The 15511-nt window shown below is 72.3% G+C and carries 12 protein-coding genes; 7 read left to right on the top strand and 5 right to left on the bottom strand.

What is annotated here, in order from left to right; all coding sequences use genetic code 11:
* Window positions 1–68: 68 nt before the first annotated feature.
* A complete protein-coding gene (locus OG259_RS02960) occupies window positions 69–2012 on the bottom strand; it encodes an AfsR/SARP family transcriptional regulator (RefSeq protein WP_328940734.1) in 1944 nt (647 codons plus the stop codon).
* 1197 nt (window positions 2013–3209) lie between these two features.
* Between OG259_RS02960 and OG259_RS02955 the strand changes: the two genes are divergently transcribed.
* Genes OG259_RS02955 through OG259_RS02930 form a run of 6 tightly spaced genes read left to right on the top strand, consistent with a single transcriptional unit; the run spans window position 3210 to window position 9216 of the window.
* Window positions 3210–3809, top strand: a complete 600-nt coding sequence (locus OG259_RS02955; protein ID WP_328940733.1) for a flavoprotein — start codon at window positions 3210–3212, stop codon at window positions 3807–3809.
* Between the two features lie 25 nt (window positions 3810–3834).
* Window positions 3835–4557 (top strand): hypothetical protein, encoded by a 723-nt coding sequence (locus OG259_RS02950; RefSeq protein ID WP_328940732.1) that lies wholly within the window; start codon window positions 3835–3837, stop codon window positions 4555–4557.
* A gap of 7 nt (window positions 4558–4564) precedes the next feature.
* Window positions 4565–6145: a radical SAM protein gene (locus tag OG259_RS02945; RefSeq protein WP_328940731.1), complete on the top strand. Its 1581-nt coding sequence runs from the start codon at window positions 4565–4567 to the stop codon at window positions 6143–6145.
* Entirely contained in the window at window positions 6142–7245 is a 1104-nt protein-coding gene (locus tag OG259_RS02940) for a hypothetical protein (RefSeq protein ID WP_328940730.1), read from the top strand. Before OG259_RS02945 ends, OG259_RS02940 begins: the two co-directional genes overlap by 4 nt.
* Complete coding sequence (locus OG259_RS02935) at window positions 7220–7828, top strand: hypothetical protein (protein WP_328940729.1); 609 nt, start codon at window positions 7220–7222, stop codon at window positions 7826–7828. The genes OG259_RS02940 and OG259_RS02935 overlap by 26 nt, the downstream gene beginning before the upstream one ends.
* Before the next feature lie 20 nt (window positions 7829–7848).
* Window positions 7849–9216 (top strand): tetratricopeptide repeat protein, encoded by a 1368-nt coding sequence (locus OG259_RS02930; protein ID WP_328940728.1) that lies wholly within the window; start codon window positions 7849–7851, stop codon window positions 9214–9216.
* A gap of 15 nt (window positions 9217–9231) precedes the next feature.
* Here OG259_RS02930 and OG259_RS02925 read toward each other — a convergent pair whose 3' ends face one another.
* Window positions 9232–9795, bottom strand: a complete 564-nt coding sequence (locus OG259_RS02925; protein WP_443051903.1) for a hypothetical protein — start codon at window positions 9793–9795, stop codon at window positions 9232–9234.
* Between the two features lie 239 nt (window positions 9796–10034).
* Between OG259_RS02925 and OG259_RS02920 the strand changes: the two genes are divergently transcribed.
* Complete coding sequence (locus OG259_RS02920; protein WP_328946973.1) at window positions 10035–11264, top strand: MFS transporter; 1230 nt, start codon at window positions 10035–10037, stop codon at window positions 11262–11264.
* A gap of 98 nt (window positions 11265–11362) precedes the next feature.
* On the opposite strand, the gene OG259_RS02915 is transcribed toward OG259_RS02920, so the two are convergent.
* The 3 genes from OG259_RS02915 to OG259_RS02905 form a co-directional block, all read right to left on the bottom strand.
* Complete coding sequence (locus tag OG259_RS02915) at window positions 11363–11755, bottom strand: hypothetical protein (RefSeq protein WP_328940726.1); 393 nt, start codon at window positions 11753–11755, stop codon at window positions 11363–11365.
* 132 nt (window positions 11756–11887) lie between these two features.
* Window positions 11888–13492: a hypothetical protein gene (locus OG259_RS02910; protein WP_328940725.1), complete on the bottom strand. Its 1605-nt coding sequence runs from the start codon at window positions 13490–13492 to the stop codon at window positions 11888–11890.
* Window positions 13493–13600: 108 nt separating this feature from the next.
* Window positions 13601–15502, bottom strand: coding sequence for a DUF2264 domain-containing protein (locus OG259_RS02905; protein WP_328940724.1), 1902 nt, complete (start codon window positions 15500–15502; stop codon window positions 13601–13603).
* Window positions 15503–15511: the final 9 nt, after the last annotated feature.

Here is a 15511-nt window from a genome sequence, read left to right as displayed (position 1 = left end):
CACACCTCTCGTGGCAGGGCGAGATGGGGCCCGGGGTGGTGGGCGTCTCTGCGGGTGGGGCCGCGCCGTCACCTCAGGGCGGCGGGCCTGGTGCCGTCCAGCTGCGGGAACTCCCCGTCGCGGGGCGGGCGGAGGAGGGCCGGGGCGTGGCCGGGGGAGGGGCCCGCCGCACGGCGGGCGTGCGCGCGCAGCAGATCGTGCGTCCAGAAGGCGCCCGGCCGGCCCTCCTCCAGGAAACCGGCGTCGAGGAGCCGCTCGACGACCTGCTCCGTCGTCTCCTCCGGAAGGCCGAGGGCGGCGGCGGCCCGTGCGGTGGTCAGCGGGTCGTGGGGTGACGCGGCCAGCCGCAGATGGGCCTCGGCGAGCGCCGGCGGGAGCCGCTTCAGGGCCTCGTCCAGCCGGTGCGGCACCGACATCTGGGGATCGTCGGCGAGGCTGAGCCGGCCGACGGGGTCGTGCAGCAGCCAGTCGGTGTAGTCCGCGAGGCGGAGCCGGGGCCGGGTGAGCAGCCGAGCGGCGGCGATGCGCAGGGCGAGCGGATGGTGGCCGCACGCGGTCGCGAGGGGGAGCGCCGCGGCGGGCTCGGCGGCGATCCGCTCCCGGCCGACGACCGCGGTGAGGAGCGCCTGCGACTGCTCCGGATCGAGAGCGCCGAGCCGGTGCACGGTGCCGCCGTGGGTGGCGACGAGCGCGGCCAGCCCCATCCGGCTGGTGACGATCGCCGCACCGCAGGCGTGCGCGGTCAGCAGGGGGCGGACCTGATCGGGGTGGACGACATCGTCGAGGACGAGAAGGGCGGGGCCCCGGTCCGCCCCGGGCACGGCGGGCAGCGCCCGCCGGACCTCGTCGGCGGCCTCCTCCGCCGGGCGGGGGCTTCCGTCCGGACGGGTCAGCGGCACCAGGACGGAGCCGCCGGGAAAGTGACCGCTCACCAGATGGGCGACGTGGAGCGCGAGGGCGGTCTTGCCGATGCCGGGCGCTCCGGAGAGGACGGCGAACGGGGTTCGCGGTGCTTCCTCGCGGGGCCCGCCGGCTGTCAACAGCCGGACCAGGGAGTCGACTTCGCCCTCGCGCCCGGTGAAGCCGGGCACGGTCGGAATCGGCGGAGGCGGAGGAGGGGAAGCGGGGACAGAGGTGTGGAGGGCTTGCGGTCCGTGGGCCCCGGTCTGATCCGCCGGCGCGGGAACACGGGAGGGTGCGGCGGCCGCCGCTGTCGGTAAGAGCCCGCCCGGGGCCGTGGTCGCGGCGGCCCGCTCCCGCGCCGCGTCGAGGCGGCCGAGGTCCTCACCCCGCAGGATCGCCAGTTCCAGACGCTGGAGTTCGGCCCGCGGATCGACGCCGAGCCGCTCCCTCAGGTGCCCCTTGATCCGGCGGTACTCCGCGAGCGCCTCGGTCTGCCGGCCCGTCCGGTACAGCGCCTCGATCAGTTGCTCGGCGAACCGCTCGTGGGCGGGGTATACGCGCGTAACCTCCCAAAGATCAACGAGGGCTTCGCGACATCGGCCGTGCTCCAGTTCGATGTCGCAGACGCGCTCCAGAACCCGCAGCCGCTCCTCCGCGAGTCGGGGCACCTCGTCCCGGTGCAGCAGGTCGGAGGGGACGTTGGAGAGCAGGGCTCCCTGCCACAGGGCGAGGGAAGTCCGCAGGGTGTACAGCTCGGAGTCGTTCCCGGAGGCGGTGGCCTGCTCGACGAGGCGGCGGAAGTGGAGCAGGTCGAGCGTCCCCGTGTCGGCGTCGATGCGGTAGCCGCCGGCCACCGCGACGACGGCCTGGTTCTCGATGCCGTACTTGGCGAAGAGCCGCCGCAGCCGCAGGACACAGCTCTGCAGGGCGGTCTTGGCCGTCGGTGGGTGTTCCTCGCCCCAGACGATGTCGCGCAGGCGGTCGGTGGAGACGATGGAGCCCGGGCGGAGGAGCAGTGCGGCGAGCAGCGCGGTCGGCTTGGAGGGCGGGAGCACCACGACGTCCCGCCCGTCGGTGACGCTGAGGGGCCCGAGCAGTTGGAATCGCACAGTCGTGTTCGCCTTCCTCGTCCGCTGGTGCCGGGTGGGTCCCCTACGGTCGGCCGGAGTCGTGCGGCGGCCGGGGGCGGGAGGTCGGGGGCCGGGCGGGTGCAGCGGGCATGGCGAACCACCGGGAAGGCAGAGGGACGGCACGAGGCAGGGGCGACGCACTGGGCTGCTGTACCTTCCTCCTGACCCTGACCCCGGTCGGCGTCAGGGTCAGGAGGAAGGTACAGCGGCGGCGTCCGGGAGGGGACGGGGCCTGAGTCCTTCCGGACATCTGCGGGTGAGCGGTTGACGGTGCGGCGCGTGCGTGCAGCGACGCGGATGCGATGAGGACGAGGGGAGGCGGTGATGAGGTCATGACACCCTCTGTCCGCTATCCGGACGACCGTCGGGAACGAGCCGCCACCCGCGGAAGATCGCCCATGAGGTACGCCGGAGGCAAAGAATGGCTGCTTCCCGACCGTCCGACATGAGCCTCGGTGGCCATGAGGGGCGATGAACTCCACGGGGGTGCGACCCGGGTGGCCAGCCGCCCTCGGCCCTCCGCCGACATGCCGCCGCGACCAGCGTGAACGACGCATCTCAAGAGAACATCCCCCGCGCGAACGGCGGGTGAGTCGACGCCCTTGGTCACCGGGGAGCCCGGACCGGCACCCGCCGCCAGGCCGGCCAGGTGAGTTCCGGCCAACAGCGCGAGACTCGCGGAAGAGCGGCCGGCGAACACTGCGTGCGCCGCCCCAACGGAGTACGTGCACGGGGTCAAGGCCTGGAGCCGGGCGCCGCCGTCAGCCGGTGCGGCGGGACCGCCGCGAGCGAGGGCCGGACAGGCCGCCGAGGCGTCCCGCAGCCGGGACGGACAGGTGTCGACCACGATCAGGAACGCGCCGGGACTTCCGGAATTCCGAGGCGGCCCCAAGGCGTATGGCGCGTCGATGGGAATCAGGGAACCGGAATCCGGAAACCGGAACTCGAACCGCCCCTGCACGGGCCGGAATTCCCCCGCGCCTCGGCAGCATGAGCCGGACGAAATGCCGCGCTGAGGGCCGTACCCCACATGTCGGACCGCTGTTGGGATGGAGTGTCGGGAGTCGCGGGCCTGTTCCCCGGCGAGCCCATCCGGTCCTGCTATCGATGAAGCCATGGCGCTTCCGCTCCGGTCCCGCGAGGCGCTGAACCGACCCACCTCACCCGGAGACAAGGATGTTCGACGACATCGGTGCGCCGCTCCCACACGGTCTCACCGAGGCGTTCACCGAGACGGCCTCCCGCGACGGGCTCACGCTCGTCATCGGCACCGGATCGGTCGCCGCGGTCAACATCGGCGGCCTCCTCCACGAACTGTCGTCGGTACTTCCGGGACCGACGGCCGTGATCCTCACCGAGGCGGCACGGCGGTTCGTGACCCCGGCGGCGGTGCGCCACCTCGGCCGCTGCCCGGTGCTGACCTGCGAGACCACCGGGCCCGAGCTCCGGCCGCTGCACGTCTGGCTCACCGACGTCGCGCGGCGGGTGCTGGTCTACCCGGCCTCGGCCGGGTTCCTCGGGCGGGTGGCCGGCGGCCTCGCGACCGACCTGGCCTCCACCACCTATCTGTGCGCGACGGGGATTCCCACCCTGGTCGTGCCGTCGATGCACCCGCGCATGGGGAACGGCGCCCTGGTACGGCAGAACGTCCGGCGGCTCATGGCCGCCGGAGCCCAGGTGCTGCATCCCCGCGACGGTGCCGCACCACCGGTGGCGGAGGTCGCCGCGGCACTCGCCGCGCTGACCGCCGTACCGGCGCAAACTCCTCCCTCATGAGTCCCCCGAGAACGGAGCACAGCAGATGACCCCCCAGAAGACCAAGAGCGTCCCCCTCGTCCAGATCGAGGTCCTCGTCCCCGTGGACGTGCCGGCCGGGCAGCGCGCCCGCTTCGAGCAGTCCCTCGCCCGCTTCCTCTTCGGCAACGAGCGCGTCAGGCCCGAGCTGAGCGGCGTGCTGGCTGAGCACGGCGTCGACTTCAACCACCTCGCCTCGCTCGCCGCACGCGAGCCCCTCGGTGTCTGCCCGTCCCCGGGCGCCGTGGAGTTCGTCCCGAGCGACAAGCTCGCCGAGGTCTGCCGACGGCACGGCATCGACCTCACCTCGGGCGGCTGTGCCCTCATGACGTTCACGTACGACGCCTACGACGGCACGGAGCGGCCCTCCGACGCGCTGGAGATCAACATCAAGCTCCCCGGCACCACCGCACGGGACATCGCCGAGTCGGCCGAGCTCACCGAGGACGTGGCGACCGCCCTGTTCGGGGACTGCCGGCTCTCGGAGCGGGCCCGCTCCTATCTGCGCACCCACGGCGTGGACCTGGAGACGATCGCGGCGAACAACCGGGGCCTCCTCGGCGGCGACGGCGTTCCCTTCACCTCACGGGTCAGCCCGGAGATCCACGACTATCTGAGGGACAGCGGGTTCGACGTCGACCGGTTCGGCCGCTTCGACGTCCGTCAGGTGGACGAGTCGGGCAGCGACGAACTGCTGCCCCCGTCCTGGTCCAAGACCACCTGCTGCTGACGCCACGATGAAGTACAGCATCGCTCCGCTGCCCCGCTGGAAGGACCTGGACGGCGGCGAGCCGATCCGCGTCGCCCGCCACTACCGCATCCCCGTCGCGGACGACGAACTCCTCCTGCTGCCCCACGGACGGCCGGGCTGGCTCCGCCTGCCCGCCGCCCTCTACCCGATGCTCGACGCACTGGACGGCACGAGCGTCGCCGACTTCACCGCCTGGCCGGGCTTCCCCGACGCGGCCGGCACCGTGCGGGCGCTCTACGACGCGGGCCTGGTCTTCGTCGGCGGCCGCACGGGCGTCCGCGCCGTACCCGCACCGCGCGGCGACGGTGACGGAGACGGCTCACGTGGCGGCGGGTCCGGCGGCGCCGAGCCGCCGACGGCGCTCCTCCTGAAGCTCACCGGCGCCTGCGACATCGCCTGCGACTACTGCTACGACTTCGACAGCGGACGCTGGCCGGGCCGGATGACCTCCGAGGTGGCCAGGCGGCTCATCACCGAATGCCTGGTTCCCGGGCGCCGTCTGACCCTGATGTTCCACGGCGGCGAACCCATGCTGCGGTTCGGCCAGATCCGCGAGCTCGTGGAGTTCGCGGAACTGCGCGCCACCGAGGTGGGGGCGTCCGTGCACTTCACCGTCCAGACCAACGGCCGGCACTTCACCGAAGACGTCGTCGCGTTCCTGCGCCGGTACGCGTTCACGGTCGGCGTCTCCCTGGACGGGCCGCAGGACATCAACGACCGGCACCGCGTCGACCACCGCGGCCGTGGCACCTTCGCGCGGATCGCCGAGAACTTCGACCGCTTCCCCGAGTTCATGCGCGACGAGGTCGGCTACATCAGCGTCGTCGGCACCGACACCACACCGGACGAACTCGACCGCGTGTGGGAGTTCTTCCGGAGCATGGGCGTGCACAGCTGGAAGATGCTCCCCGCCGACGCGGAGGGGCGCGCCGACGACAAGCCCGAGACCCAGCGCTTCCGGCAGACGTTCGCCGCCTTCCTCGACCGACGGCTGACGGAGATCCTCGACGGCGACCTGGAACCCCCGTACCTCACCAACCTGGTGCAGCTGATCGAGCCGTTCCTCACCGTCGAACGCCCCAACATGTGCATGAAGATGCCCTGCGGTGCCTCCAACGACCTGCTGGTCCTCGATGCGGTGGGCTCCGTCCGTGCCTGCGACTGCAGTTACCATCCCGCGTTCCAACTGCTGCCCAGGGCCGCGGTGTCACCCCCACCCGGACGCACGGTCCTGCCGATCGCCGACGGCTCGCTGACCGTACGCAGCCGGAACACCCCGGCGGCGGCGGCCCTGCGCGACCGGGAGCAGTGGCTCCTCAACGACGCGCCGTGCTCCTCCTGCCCCTGGCTGCACCAGTGCGCGGGCACCTGCCCGGCCCGCGCCCTGATCAACAACGGCTCCCTGTACTCGGTGGACGAGCTCGAATGCACGACCCGGCTCGCGCTCTTCCCCCGAATCCTGGAGGACGTGTCCCGTCCCGGTTCCGCGCTCCGCGCCTACTACGAGCGGGCGAAGTCCCAGGCGGCGGCCGGGGCACCCGACCTCGCCACCGCGCCTCCGCGATGAGCATCCGGATCGCCGGCTCCGACTGGGACGTCGCCATGCTGCGGGCACTGGCCGCGCATCCACCTCCTCCGTACGGTGAGGGGGCGCGGCACCGGCACGCCGTACGACTGCTCGCCGAGACCATCGGCGACGACGTCAAACTGTTCCTCCGGTGCCACGGCGCGCGGTACGCCGCACGGTGGCGGCACCCCTCCGATCCGTTCGTCGCCATGGTGAGCCGACTGGCCGGGTACTACCTGAGCCTGCACGACATCCTGCGGCACGGACCGCGCGAGGTCCTCCCCGGATGGGACGAGGCCGTCGCCGACGTGCGCGCGCGCATCGGTACGACGCGCCTCGTCCTGACCACCCAGCTCGGGCACGCGCTGATGGTGCCGCTGCTCGTGGAGGAGGCCACGGGCCGGCCGGTCCTGCCGATCGTGCACGACCGGAACCCCCTCGTGCGGGAGATGTACGCGAAGCGGCTGCGACGGGGCGAACCCCTGCTGCTTACGCGGCTCGGGTCCGCCGACATCCGACGCTGGCTGGGCTCGGACGCCGTCATGGTCGCGAATCTGGACACCTGCTACCCCGGCACCCGGCACGTACGCACTCTGTCGGTGCTCGGCGGCCGGCTGGACGTGCCGACCGGACTGCTGGCCCTGGCGGCACGACGGAAACTCGACACGCGCGCCGTCGCCGCCCCCGAGGTCGCGGGCCGTATCACCCCTCGCGTCGGGGACCGGCTGCCCGGTTCCCTCGACGCGGCCCTCGACGCCTACGGCGCGTGGCTGGACCGGTGCGTGAGCGCCGCCCCGGAGCAGTGGATGGCATGGGGCAGCCTCCTCGCACCGCACCTCGACACACCCGACACACCCGACACACCCCGTGAAACCCCCCGATCGATCGACGAGACCGAAGGAGAAGACCGTGGAGAGCACCTTGGAGAACGAGTTGGCGAGCACGCTGGAGAAGGAGGCGGAGCTGACACCGGCGAGGCCCGCGCCGGCGTCGGCGCGGTCGTGGAACGGGCAACGGTCCACCATGATGTCCCGCGCCGCGAACGTTCGGCGCATCGACGCCCTGTTCCAGGCCATGGAGACGGATTTTCTGCTGCGTGAGCAGTTCATCACCGGGCCGTCCCGGATCCTGACGGAGTACCTCGACGTCCCGCCCGTATCGGCGGAGCAGGCCGTCTTCACCGACCGGCTCGTGTACGCGGTCTTCGCCAACCCGAAGCTGCTGCAGTGGCTTCAGGACTACGTGCACAGCCACACGGACAGGGTGCCCACCGGCGCGGAGTTCCTCACCGACTTCTGCGGGGCGACGGTGAGTCACGGCGGTCAGGACGTCGTCGCCGCCCTGCTCGAAGGCTGCGCGGCGGAGACCGGCATCCACGGGCTCACCGAGGACCTGCTGCACTACTTCGTCAACCTCCATGCCGCGCACACCCTCTGCGGCGACGAGAACGGCCGCCGGCCGGCCGACTCTTCCGGGGAGTCCCGGGAGGGCGTCGGGATCGAGCCCCGGGGCATCACACCGCTGACCTCCATCACCTGGACCACGTGGATCAGAACCACGCAGGTCGAGGAAGCCCACGCGATCGGCGCGGACTTCGCGCCGCCGTACGCCACGGTGACCCTCGACGGTCTCGCCAGGTACGCGGTGGAGCTCCGGGCGCGCGGCGCGCTCGGGCTCGGATGATGCGGGTTCGGGCGGCGCGGGTGGCCGCGTCGTGGGACGCCGGTCCGGTGGTCGCCCGGGTGAGGGCGACCGTCGGCTCCGGCGGTACGGAGGAGGCGGCGCGCGTTCTCGGCGCCGCCCTCCGGGCCGACCCCCAGGACCGTTCGGCCCGGCGCGAGTTGGTGCTCCTGCTGGTGGCCTCGGGGCGTTGGGAGGAGGCGCTGCCGTGGTGCGACGAACCGGGCGCGGGCGCGGGTGCCGACGCGGCTGTGGGCGCGGATGCGGATGCGGGCGCCGACGACGAGGAGTGGCTGCCCGAGGCGATCACGGTGGCCCTGGAACGCCGCGACTTCCCCCTCGCCGAGGGATGCGCCCTGCTCTTCGCCCGCCTGCGCTGGGGCTCCTCCGACCCCGCCGTACGGTCGGTCGTCCCGCTGAGCGTGCCCAAACTGCGGCACGACATCGACCAGATGCTGCACCTCCGGCACCTGGGCGTGCTGGGTGCGGAGTACGACCCGGTCGTCGACGCCTACCGGTCGGTGCACGACCGGCTGGCGGCCGACGGCCCCGGGGCACGGGAGCCCCTCGACACCGACGCCAACCGGGCCATCGCACCCACGTACAACCGTCTCCTGCACGTCCGGGACACCCCGCGCGTGGCGCGTGCCCTGTCCGGCCGCTGGGATCCCGCCACGGTCGAGGAGCAGTACGTGGCGAACGCACCCGGCGTGGTGACCGTCGACGACTTCCTCAGCCAGGAGGCGCTGGACGAGCTGTACCGGTTCAGTCTGGAGTCGACGGTGTGGTTCGGCAACCGCTACGACCACGGCCGACTGGGCTCGCTCATGCAGGACGGCTTCGTCTGCCCCCTGCTCACCCAGATCGCCGAGGAACTGCGGGCCGCCCTGCCGCGGCTCATCGGGGACCGGTACCCGCTGCGCCAGATCTGGGGCTTCAAATGCGGCCCCGAGGTACCGGCCGACGTCACCACGCACGCGGACTTCGCCGCCGTCAACGTCAACTTCTGGATCACGCCGGACGCCGCGAACGCCGACGAGCACTCGGGCGGCCTGGTGGTGCACGACGTGGACGCCCCGTTGTCCTGGGGCTTCGACAGCTACAACGGCCGCCAGGACCTGATCCGCCCGTTCCTGCGCAGCCGCGGGGCCCGCAGCATCACCATCCCCTACCGGCAGAACCGGGCGGTGATCTTCAACTCCGACCTCTTCCACGCGTCGGACGCGGTCCGCTTCCGCCCCGGCTACGAGAACCTCCGCATCAACGTGACCATGCTCTACGGCGACCGGGAGGAGGAACTCCACCACCCGCGGCTGTCGGGCCCCGCCACACCGGGTCTCAGACCGGCCTGGCGTTCGGCCGCCCTCGCCCGTACACGAGCGAGGGCGTGACGCCCCGAACGGCCCTCATGCCGGGCGGACGCGGTTCCGACGGTGGTAGTAGGCGACCGCGAGGACGATGATGACGGGTCCCCACAGGGCGGTCGGAGCGATACACACCGTCGCGAGCGTCTCCCAGGCGTCGTCGGTGTACGCGACGCCGTCGACGACGCCGTACGCGGTCAGCCTGCGTCCGTCGCCGATCGGAACGGCTGTGAACAGCACGGTGAGGATCAGACCGCCGACGAGAGCGGGGACCACGGCTGCCATCGGCCGGACCCGTCTGCCGCCGATGAACGGTATCCAGTGGGGCGCCACCTCGCCCCACCCCCGGACGAGCCCGATGGCCAGGAGCGCGGTCACTTCCGTGAGCACGCTGAGCCCGAGGACGTACGGGATGCTCACCCAGTACGGCGGCATACCGCGCCCCTGCACCTGCCCCATCTCGAAGTGGAGGGCGAAGGGCAGCCGCCAGAGACACGACGGCAGCAGCAGGAGCGGCAACGCGTAGGCGAGGCGCATCGCCCAGCGGGGCACCGGCTGTTCGGTGTCACTGACGGGCGGGGGCATGTGAAGGAGCTTCGGCGACATGGCTCCACCCTCGTGGAACGGGCGTCACGAGGAATCCTCCCCGCGGTCCGGGCAGCTCCGCCGTGTGGGGGAGGTGTCCGTCCCCCGCGAGCACCGGCCTTCGCGGGCACCGTCTCGGGTGGCGTCGTCGACCGGGTGACGTCTGCGCGGTTGCCGCAGTTCGTGCCGCCCGGCCGGCGGTCGGCGGGGTTACGGTCCGCTGCATGAAAGGTGACCGTGGCACGGACGACGACCCTGGCATGGACGACGACCCTGGCACGGAAGGTGGCCCCCGCACCGAAGGCGACCGACAGGGCTGGTTGCGGTGTCTGCTCGCCGGGGCCGTCTTCGTCGTGTGCATGGCCGGCACCACGCTGCCGACCCCGCTCTACCCCCTCTACCAGGAGAAGTTCGGATTCTCCGAGCTGACCGTGACCGTCGTGTACGCCGTGTACGCCTTCGGGGTCATCGGCGTACTCCTGCTCGCGGGCAACGCCTCTGACACGGTCGGCAGACGGCCCACGCTGCTCTGCGGCCTGGGATTCGCGGCGGCGAGCGCCGTGTGCTTCCTGCTCGCCGACACCGTGGGCTGGCTGTACGCGGGCCGTCTCCTCTCCGGTCTGTCGGCCGGTCTGTTCACCGGCGCCGCCACCGCGTACGTCATGGAACTGGCCCCGGCCGGCGGAGCGTCCCGGGCGACGCTCGTGGCCACGGCCGCCAACATGGGAGGACTCGGCTGCGGCCCCCTGCTCGCCGGACTGCTCGCGGAGTACGCCCCCGAGCCCCTGGTCCTGCCGTTCGCCGTGCACCTCGGCCTGGTGGCGATCTCCGTCGTCGTCCTGCTGTGGCTCCCCGAGACCGTACGGGAAAGGCGAGGTCCGTCCGCCGTCCGTCCACAGCTGCCCGCGCTGCCGCCGCAGGTGCGAGCGGTGTTCGTGCCGGCGGCGATCGCCTCGTTCGTGGGGTTCGCTCTCTTCGGGGTGTTCACCTCCGTGAGCCCCGCGTTCCTCGCCCGCTATCTGCACGTCGACGATCACGCCGTGAGCGGCCTGATCGTGGCCCTCGCCTTCTTCGCCTCCACGGCCGGACAACTGGCCGTCGACCGCGTGGGAGTGACGCGCTCGCTGCCCCTGGGCTGCGCGGTGCTCTTCTTCGGCCTCGTCCTCCTCGGGGCGGCGCTGTACACGGACCTCCTGGCGCTGGTCGTCCTGGCCGCCGTGGTCGGCGGCATGGGGCAGGGCCTCGCCTTCCGCGCGGCCCTGTCCTCCGTCGCCGCCGCGGCGCCGCCGGACCGGCGCGCGGCGGTGATCTCGACGCTGTTCGTGGTCGCGTACACCGGCATCTCGATCCCGGTGATCGGCGTGGGCCTGCTGGCCGACCCGCTCGGCCTGGAGGGGGCGGGGCTGGTGTTCATCGCCTGCATGCTGGTGCTCGTCGCCTCCGCCGCCGCGTATCTGATCCGGCGACCGGTGCCGGCGAAGGGGCCGTGACCTGTGCCGGCGAAGGGACCGTGACCGGTACCGGCGAAGGGACCGTGACCGGCGCGGGGAAGAGACCGTGACCGGTGCGCCGCCGCGACACGCGGGTGTCAGACGGCGACGAAGACGTCCCCGGCGGTGTCGCGGAGGACGAACCCGTTGTCGAGCCGTACGCGGACCCTCACCGGGATCTCCGCCTCCTGGTACGCGATCCACGCGGGTTCCAGGGCGGCGACCTGCTCCACCAGCTGCGCCCTGCTCCCCGGCGGCATCTGGTGGCCGAAGTCGTCGAGGAGGGACTTGAGCCGTGCGTACTCGCGGACCTCCTTGGTCTCCTGCCGGTCGTCGTCCACCTCCTCGACGGTGCCCTCGGTACCCGCCGCCAGGGCCAGGAACCCCACGACGGCGGCCGGCTCCGTCGGGGATTCCCCGGCCAGGGCGACCTGTCCCGTCAGGGTGAGCTCCACCGCGAGCTTCACGCGCCCGCCCACTTTCAGCGTCATCGATCCTTCGTCTCTCCGCTCGGCCGGGCCACGACCACGTACGTCCGAGGAACGGCCCGGGGCTGCCATTGTCCCGGGCCGTTCCGGTGCGGAGGGACACGGGGCTCGTCGCCCCACCGTCACCCCGCGCGATCAGCAGGCGGGAGGTGTCGTGCCACCCACCGCGATCCGCAGGTCGGCGCCCTGGGCGCCCACCGAGCACACCGTGACGGCCGCGTCGGCGACCTCGTCCACCAGCGTCCTGCCCACGGCCAGCGGCGCGTCGTCGGTGGTGGACGTCGCCGGTGTCGCGTCCACGAGCCGGTTCCTCACCGTGCCGCCGGCGGTGACGACGCGGACGATGACGCCGTTGACCAGCGGGTCGGTCGCGAGGTAGTCGTCGTAGGGCGGAGTGGCCCGGCGGTACTCCAGGGACAGGAGGCTGCCGTCGGGGCGGCCGATCCGGAACTCCTGGGTGCCGCTCTCCCCGAGCACGCCCAGCTGATAGCTCCCGGCGGCCGTGACGCGCGGGACCCGGGAGTCCGGCACCCAGCCGGCGAACTGCCGGTAGTCGACCGGGTAGAGGTGCATCCCGCCGCCGCCCATGGTGTCGGTCGGATCGTCGCCCCCGGACACCGTGCACGTGCCGTTCACCGTCGTGACGGCGCCCGCGACCGGACAGGCCTTGAGGGTGTCGGAGTGCTGGAAGCCCAGGGAGTGGCCGAACTCGTGCGTCCACATCCATGTCTTGTGCCCCACACCGTTGGAGAGGACCCAGTTGCCGGGCATGGCGGCAAGCCCCTCCCAAGGACACGCCGAGTGGCGGGAGATGTCGACGAACAGGTAGTCGTACGAGTCCGGCTCGACGCCCCGCGCCCGCGCGGCGGCCCGGGCGGCGCTCAGGATGGCCGCCGACTCGCACCCGGTCGGGCGCGCCCCGAGGTCGACGCCGGTCAGCATGTCTCCCGTGAGGTCGAGCGCCCCGCCCGACACCTCCTGGAGATACGTCCGGAGGGACGGCGCGCCTGCCCCCAGGGTCGCCTGCTCGACGGGCGCGGGATCGACCGGCACGGCATCGTCCCAGTGGGTGGCCATCACCAGCGCCCGCTTCTGACCGGTGACGGGGCGGGTCGGCCAGCCGGTGGAGAAGGCGGCGGCGTTCCAGAGGCGCATGGAGGTGTATTCGCCCGTGGCGGGGGTGCAGGTGCCGACCTGGACGGTGTCGTTGCCGCTGAAGGTGCGGAGACAGTCCGCGAGTGCGGCGTCCGCGCGGTACTTGTTCTTGAGGAGGACGTATCCGTTGCCCTGGTCGACGGCCTTCCAGAGGCGCATGGAGGTGTATTCGCCCGTGGCGGGGGTGCAGGCGCCGACCTGGACGGTGTCGTTGCCGCTGAAGGTGCGCAGACAGTCTCCGAGTGCGGCGTCCGCGCGGTACTTGTTCTTGACCAGGACGTAACCGTTGCCCTGGTCGACGGCCTCCCACTGGCGCATGGAGGTGTATTCGCCCGTGGCGGGGGTGCAGGCGCCGACCTGGACGGTGTCGTTGCCGTCGAAGGTGCGCAGACAGTCTCCGAGTGCGGCGTCCGCGCGGTACTTGCTCTTGAGCGGTTGTGCCTGCTGCGCCTGCGCTGTCCGTTGCGTCTCCTGCGAGGGCGCCGCGGTCGCAGGCGTGTAGGAGAACACGGAGACGACCGCGAGAAGTGCGGCCGGTGCGGCCCACGCTCTCACCGAGGTCAGTGGGGCGAACCGTCGTTTCATCGCTCCTCCAAGAGCGTGCTGTCGGATGTGCGGTCGTGAGGCAGCCAGGAAGCCAGGAGGCCAGGAGGCCAGGAAGCCAGGGAGTCGGGGAGTCAGGAACTCAGGAAGTCAGGTCGTCAGCGTCTCGCCGTCCGGGAACGTGATCCGGATCCGGTCGTCCTCCCCCCTCTCGCAGTGGATCGCCGAGCGCAGGGCCTCGGGGTGCACCGCGTCCCGGGTCAGAACCACCAGCGTCACCTGCACGCGCGTGCCGCCCGCGTGCCCGGGATCGAACGGACCGGAGGTCAACAGGTACGGCGTCGCCGAGTGCGGACCGAAGGCGTTGGCCTCGACCTCGCGGGCGATCTCGCCCTCCTCCTCCCAGCCGTGCAGGCCCACCACCGCACTCGTGAGCCCCGCCTCCGTCCGCGCGAGCGCCCAGCCGGGACCCCGCAGGACGTGCGGCGGCGTGACGTCCGCGACCGCGTACCCGCCCTCGCGCACCCGTACCCCCTCGGGGGTACGCAGCCGGTGCACGCGGATCTCCCAGGGACCGTGCAACAGGCTCGTCGACTCGACGGGGAACTCCTCGTCGTACCCGGGGAGCCGTGCGGTGTGGCGGGACGAGGCCGTGCGTCCCTCGCAGGACACCGGATGGATGCGGCTGCGCCGGGACGGCGTGCCGTCGGTGGCGAGGAGCGCCAGATGGCCGTCCACGGTGCGCTCCCACGCGTGGGGGGCCGACTCCGGTGCCGTGGCCGTCGAGTACCCGAACTTCGCGTAGTGCGGATCGTCCTCGCCGGGACCGTCGGGCGGGTTGTGGTCGCTGCCGTGGTTGACGAGCCGGACGATGCCGTCGTGCGGGGTGCCGTGCAGCAGCCAGCCGGGGGCCGGAAGCGCCGTGTACTGCGTGCCCTCCTCCACCGGCAGGGGCTGCTCGCGCTCCGTCCACACGGGATGGTCCGCGGGCAGCAGCAGGCCGAGGAAGGCCTTGCTCGCCCAGTACGGGGACGCCGGTCCCGAGTACGGCTGGGTCGTCGGCAGATGGGTGCCGTACCACCCCAGGGGCAGCAGTCCGCGCTCGTCCGGGACACCGCGCTCCACGAAGTGCCGCGCCGTCCCCGAGGCCAGGCGCCGGGTGAGACCGGGGGCGAGCGGTGTGCAGTCGGCGAGGGCGCCGAGCCACACCGGCGCCGTCGCGGCGAACCGGTACGTCAGCGAACGCCCCTGGTGGACGGGTGCCCCGTCGGCGCCGAAGAACTGCGGGTACGCGGACAGGAAAAGGGAGAGACGCTCCCGGTAGACCGCGCCCCGGCCGCCGTCCCCGTCCGGTCCGGCCATACGGGCCCACAGCAGCGGGTACAGATGCATGGCCCAGCCGATGTAGTAGTCGAAGTTCCGGCCGTCGCCGTCGCTGTACCAGCCGTCGCCGACGTACCAGTCCTCGATGCGCTCCAGGCCGCCCTCGATGTCGTCCTTGCTGTGCGGTGCGCCGACGGAGGCCAGGAACTGCTCCGACACCACCTGGAACAGCCGCCAGTTGTTGTCCCAGGTGCGGGCCCCCACGAAGCCGGAGAGCCACTCGACCACCCGCTCCTGGTCGGCGGAGTCGAGCGTGTCCCAGATCCACGGGCGCGTCTCGTGCAGACCGATGGCGATGGAGGCCGCCTCCACCATCTGCTGCGAGCAGTCGGTGAGCGCCGGCCAGGCTTCGGGACTGTCACGCAGCGTGCCCGCTGTCAGACCCTGCGTATACCTTTCGATCAGACGCGGGTCGACCTTTCCGTCCGCACCCGCGATCCGGAAGGAGGCGAGCAGAAATGACCGTGCGTACCCTTCGAGGCCGTCGGAGACGACGCCCGACCAGCTGGTGCGGCCCGGCAGGCGGTACTGAGCGAAGCCCGGGGTGGCGTACGGGACGAGCGCCTCCAACTGCCGGTCGGCGAGCGCCTCCCAGTGGGCACGCGTCCAGCCGGTACGGGGGGACAGGACGCGGTCGGTCGGCGGCAGGCGCAGATGGGGTGCGGGCACGAGGGCTCC

This window comes from Streptomyces sp. NBC_00250, assembly GCF_036192275.1.
Lineage (GTDB): Bacteria > Actinomycetota > Actinomycetes > Streptomycetales > Streptomycetaceae > Streptomyces.
The sequence above is the reverse complement of the archived record's forward strand: the minus strand, read 5'-3'. Positions and strand labels throughout refer to the sequence as shown.

What these genes read in the sequence shown, in the direction of transcription:
- OG259_RS02910 (WP_328940725.1), bottom strand. Translation starts at nt 13,492, where the DNA reads ATGAAACGACGGTTCGCCCCACTGACCTCGGTGAGAGCGTGGGCCGCA.
- OG259_RS02950 (WP_328940732.1), top strand. Translation starts at nt 3,835, where the DNA reads ATGACCCCCCAGAAGACCAAGAGCGTCCCCCTCGTCCAGATCGAGGTC.
- OG259_RS02940 (WP_328940730.1), top strand. Translation starts at nt 6,142, where the DNA reads ATGAGCATCCGGATCGCCGGCTCCGACTGGGACGTCGCCATGCTGCGG.
- OG259_RS02920 (WP_328946973.1), top strand. Translation starts at nt 10,035, where the DNA reads ATGGACGACGACCCTGGCACGGAAGGTGGCCCCCGCACCGAAGGCGAC.
- OG259_RS02915 (WP_328940726.1), bottom strand. Translation starts at nt 11,755, where the DNA reads ATGACGCTGAAAGTGGGCGGGCGCGTGAAGCTCGCGGTGGAGCTCACC.
- OG259_RS02945 (WP_328940731.1), top strand. Translation starts at nt 4,565, where the DNA reads ATGAAGTACAGCATCGCTCCGCTGCCCCGCTGGAAGGACCTGGACGGC.
- OG259_RS02955 (WP_328940733.1), top strand. Translation starts at nt 3,210, where the DNA reads ATGTTCGACGACATCGGTGCGCCGCTCCCACACGGTCTCACCGAGGCG.
- OG259_RS02925 (WP_443051903.1), bottom strand. Translation starts at nt 9,795, where the DNA reads ATGTCGCCGAAGCTCCTTCACATGCCCCCGCCCGTCAGTGACACCGAA.
- OG259_RS02935 (WP_328940729.1), top strand. Translation starts at nt 7,220, where the DNA reads ATGGAGACGGATTTTCTGCTGCGTGAGCAGTTCATCACCGGGCCGTCC.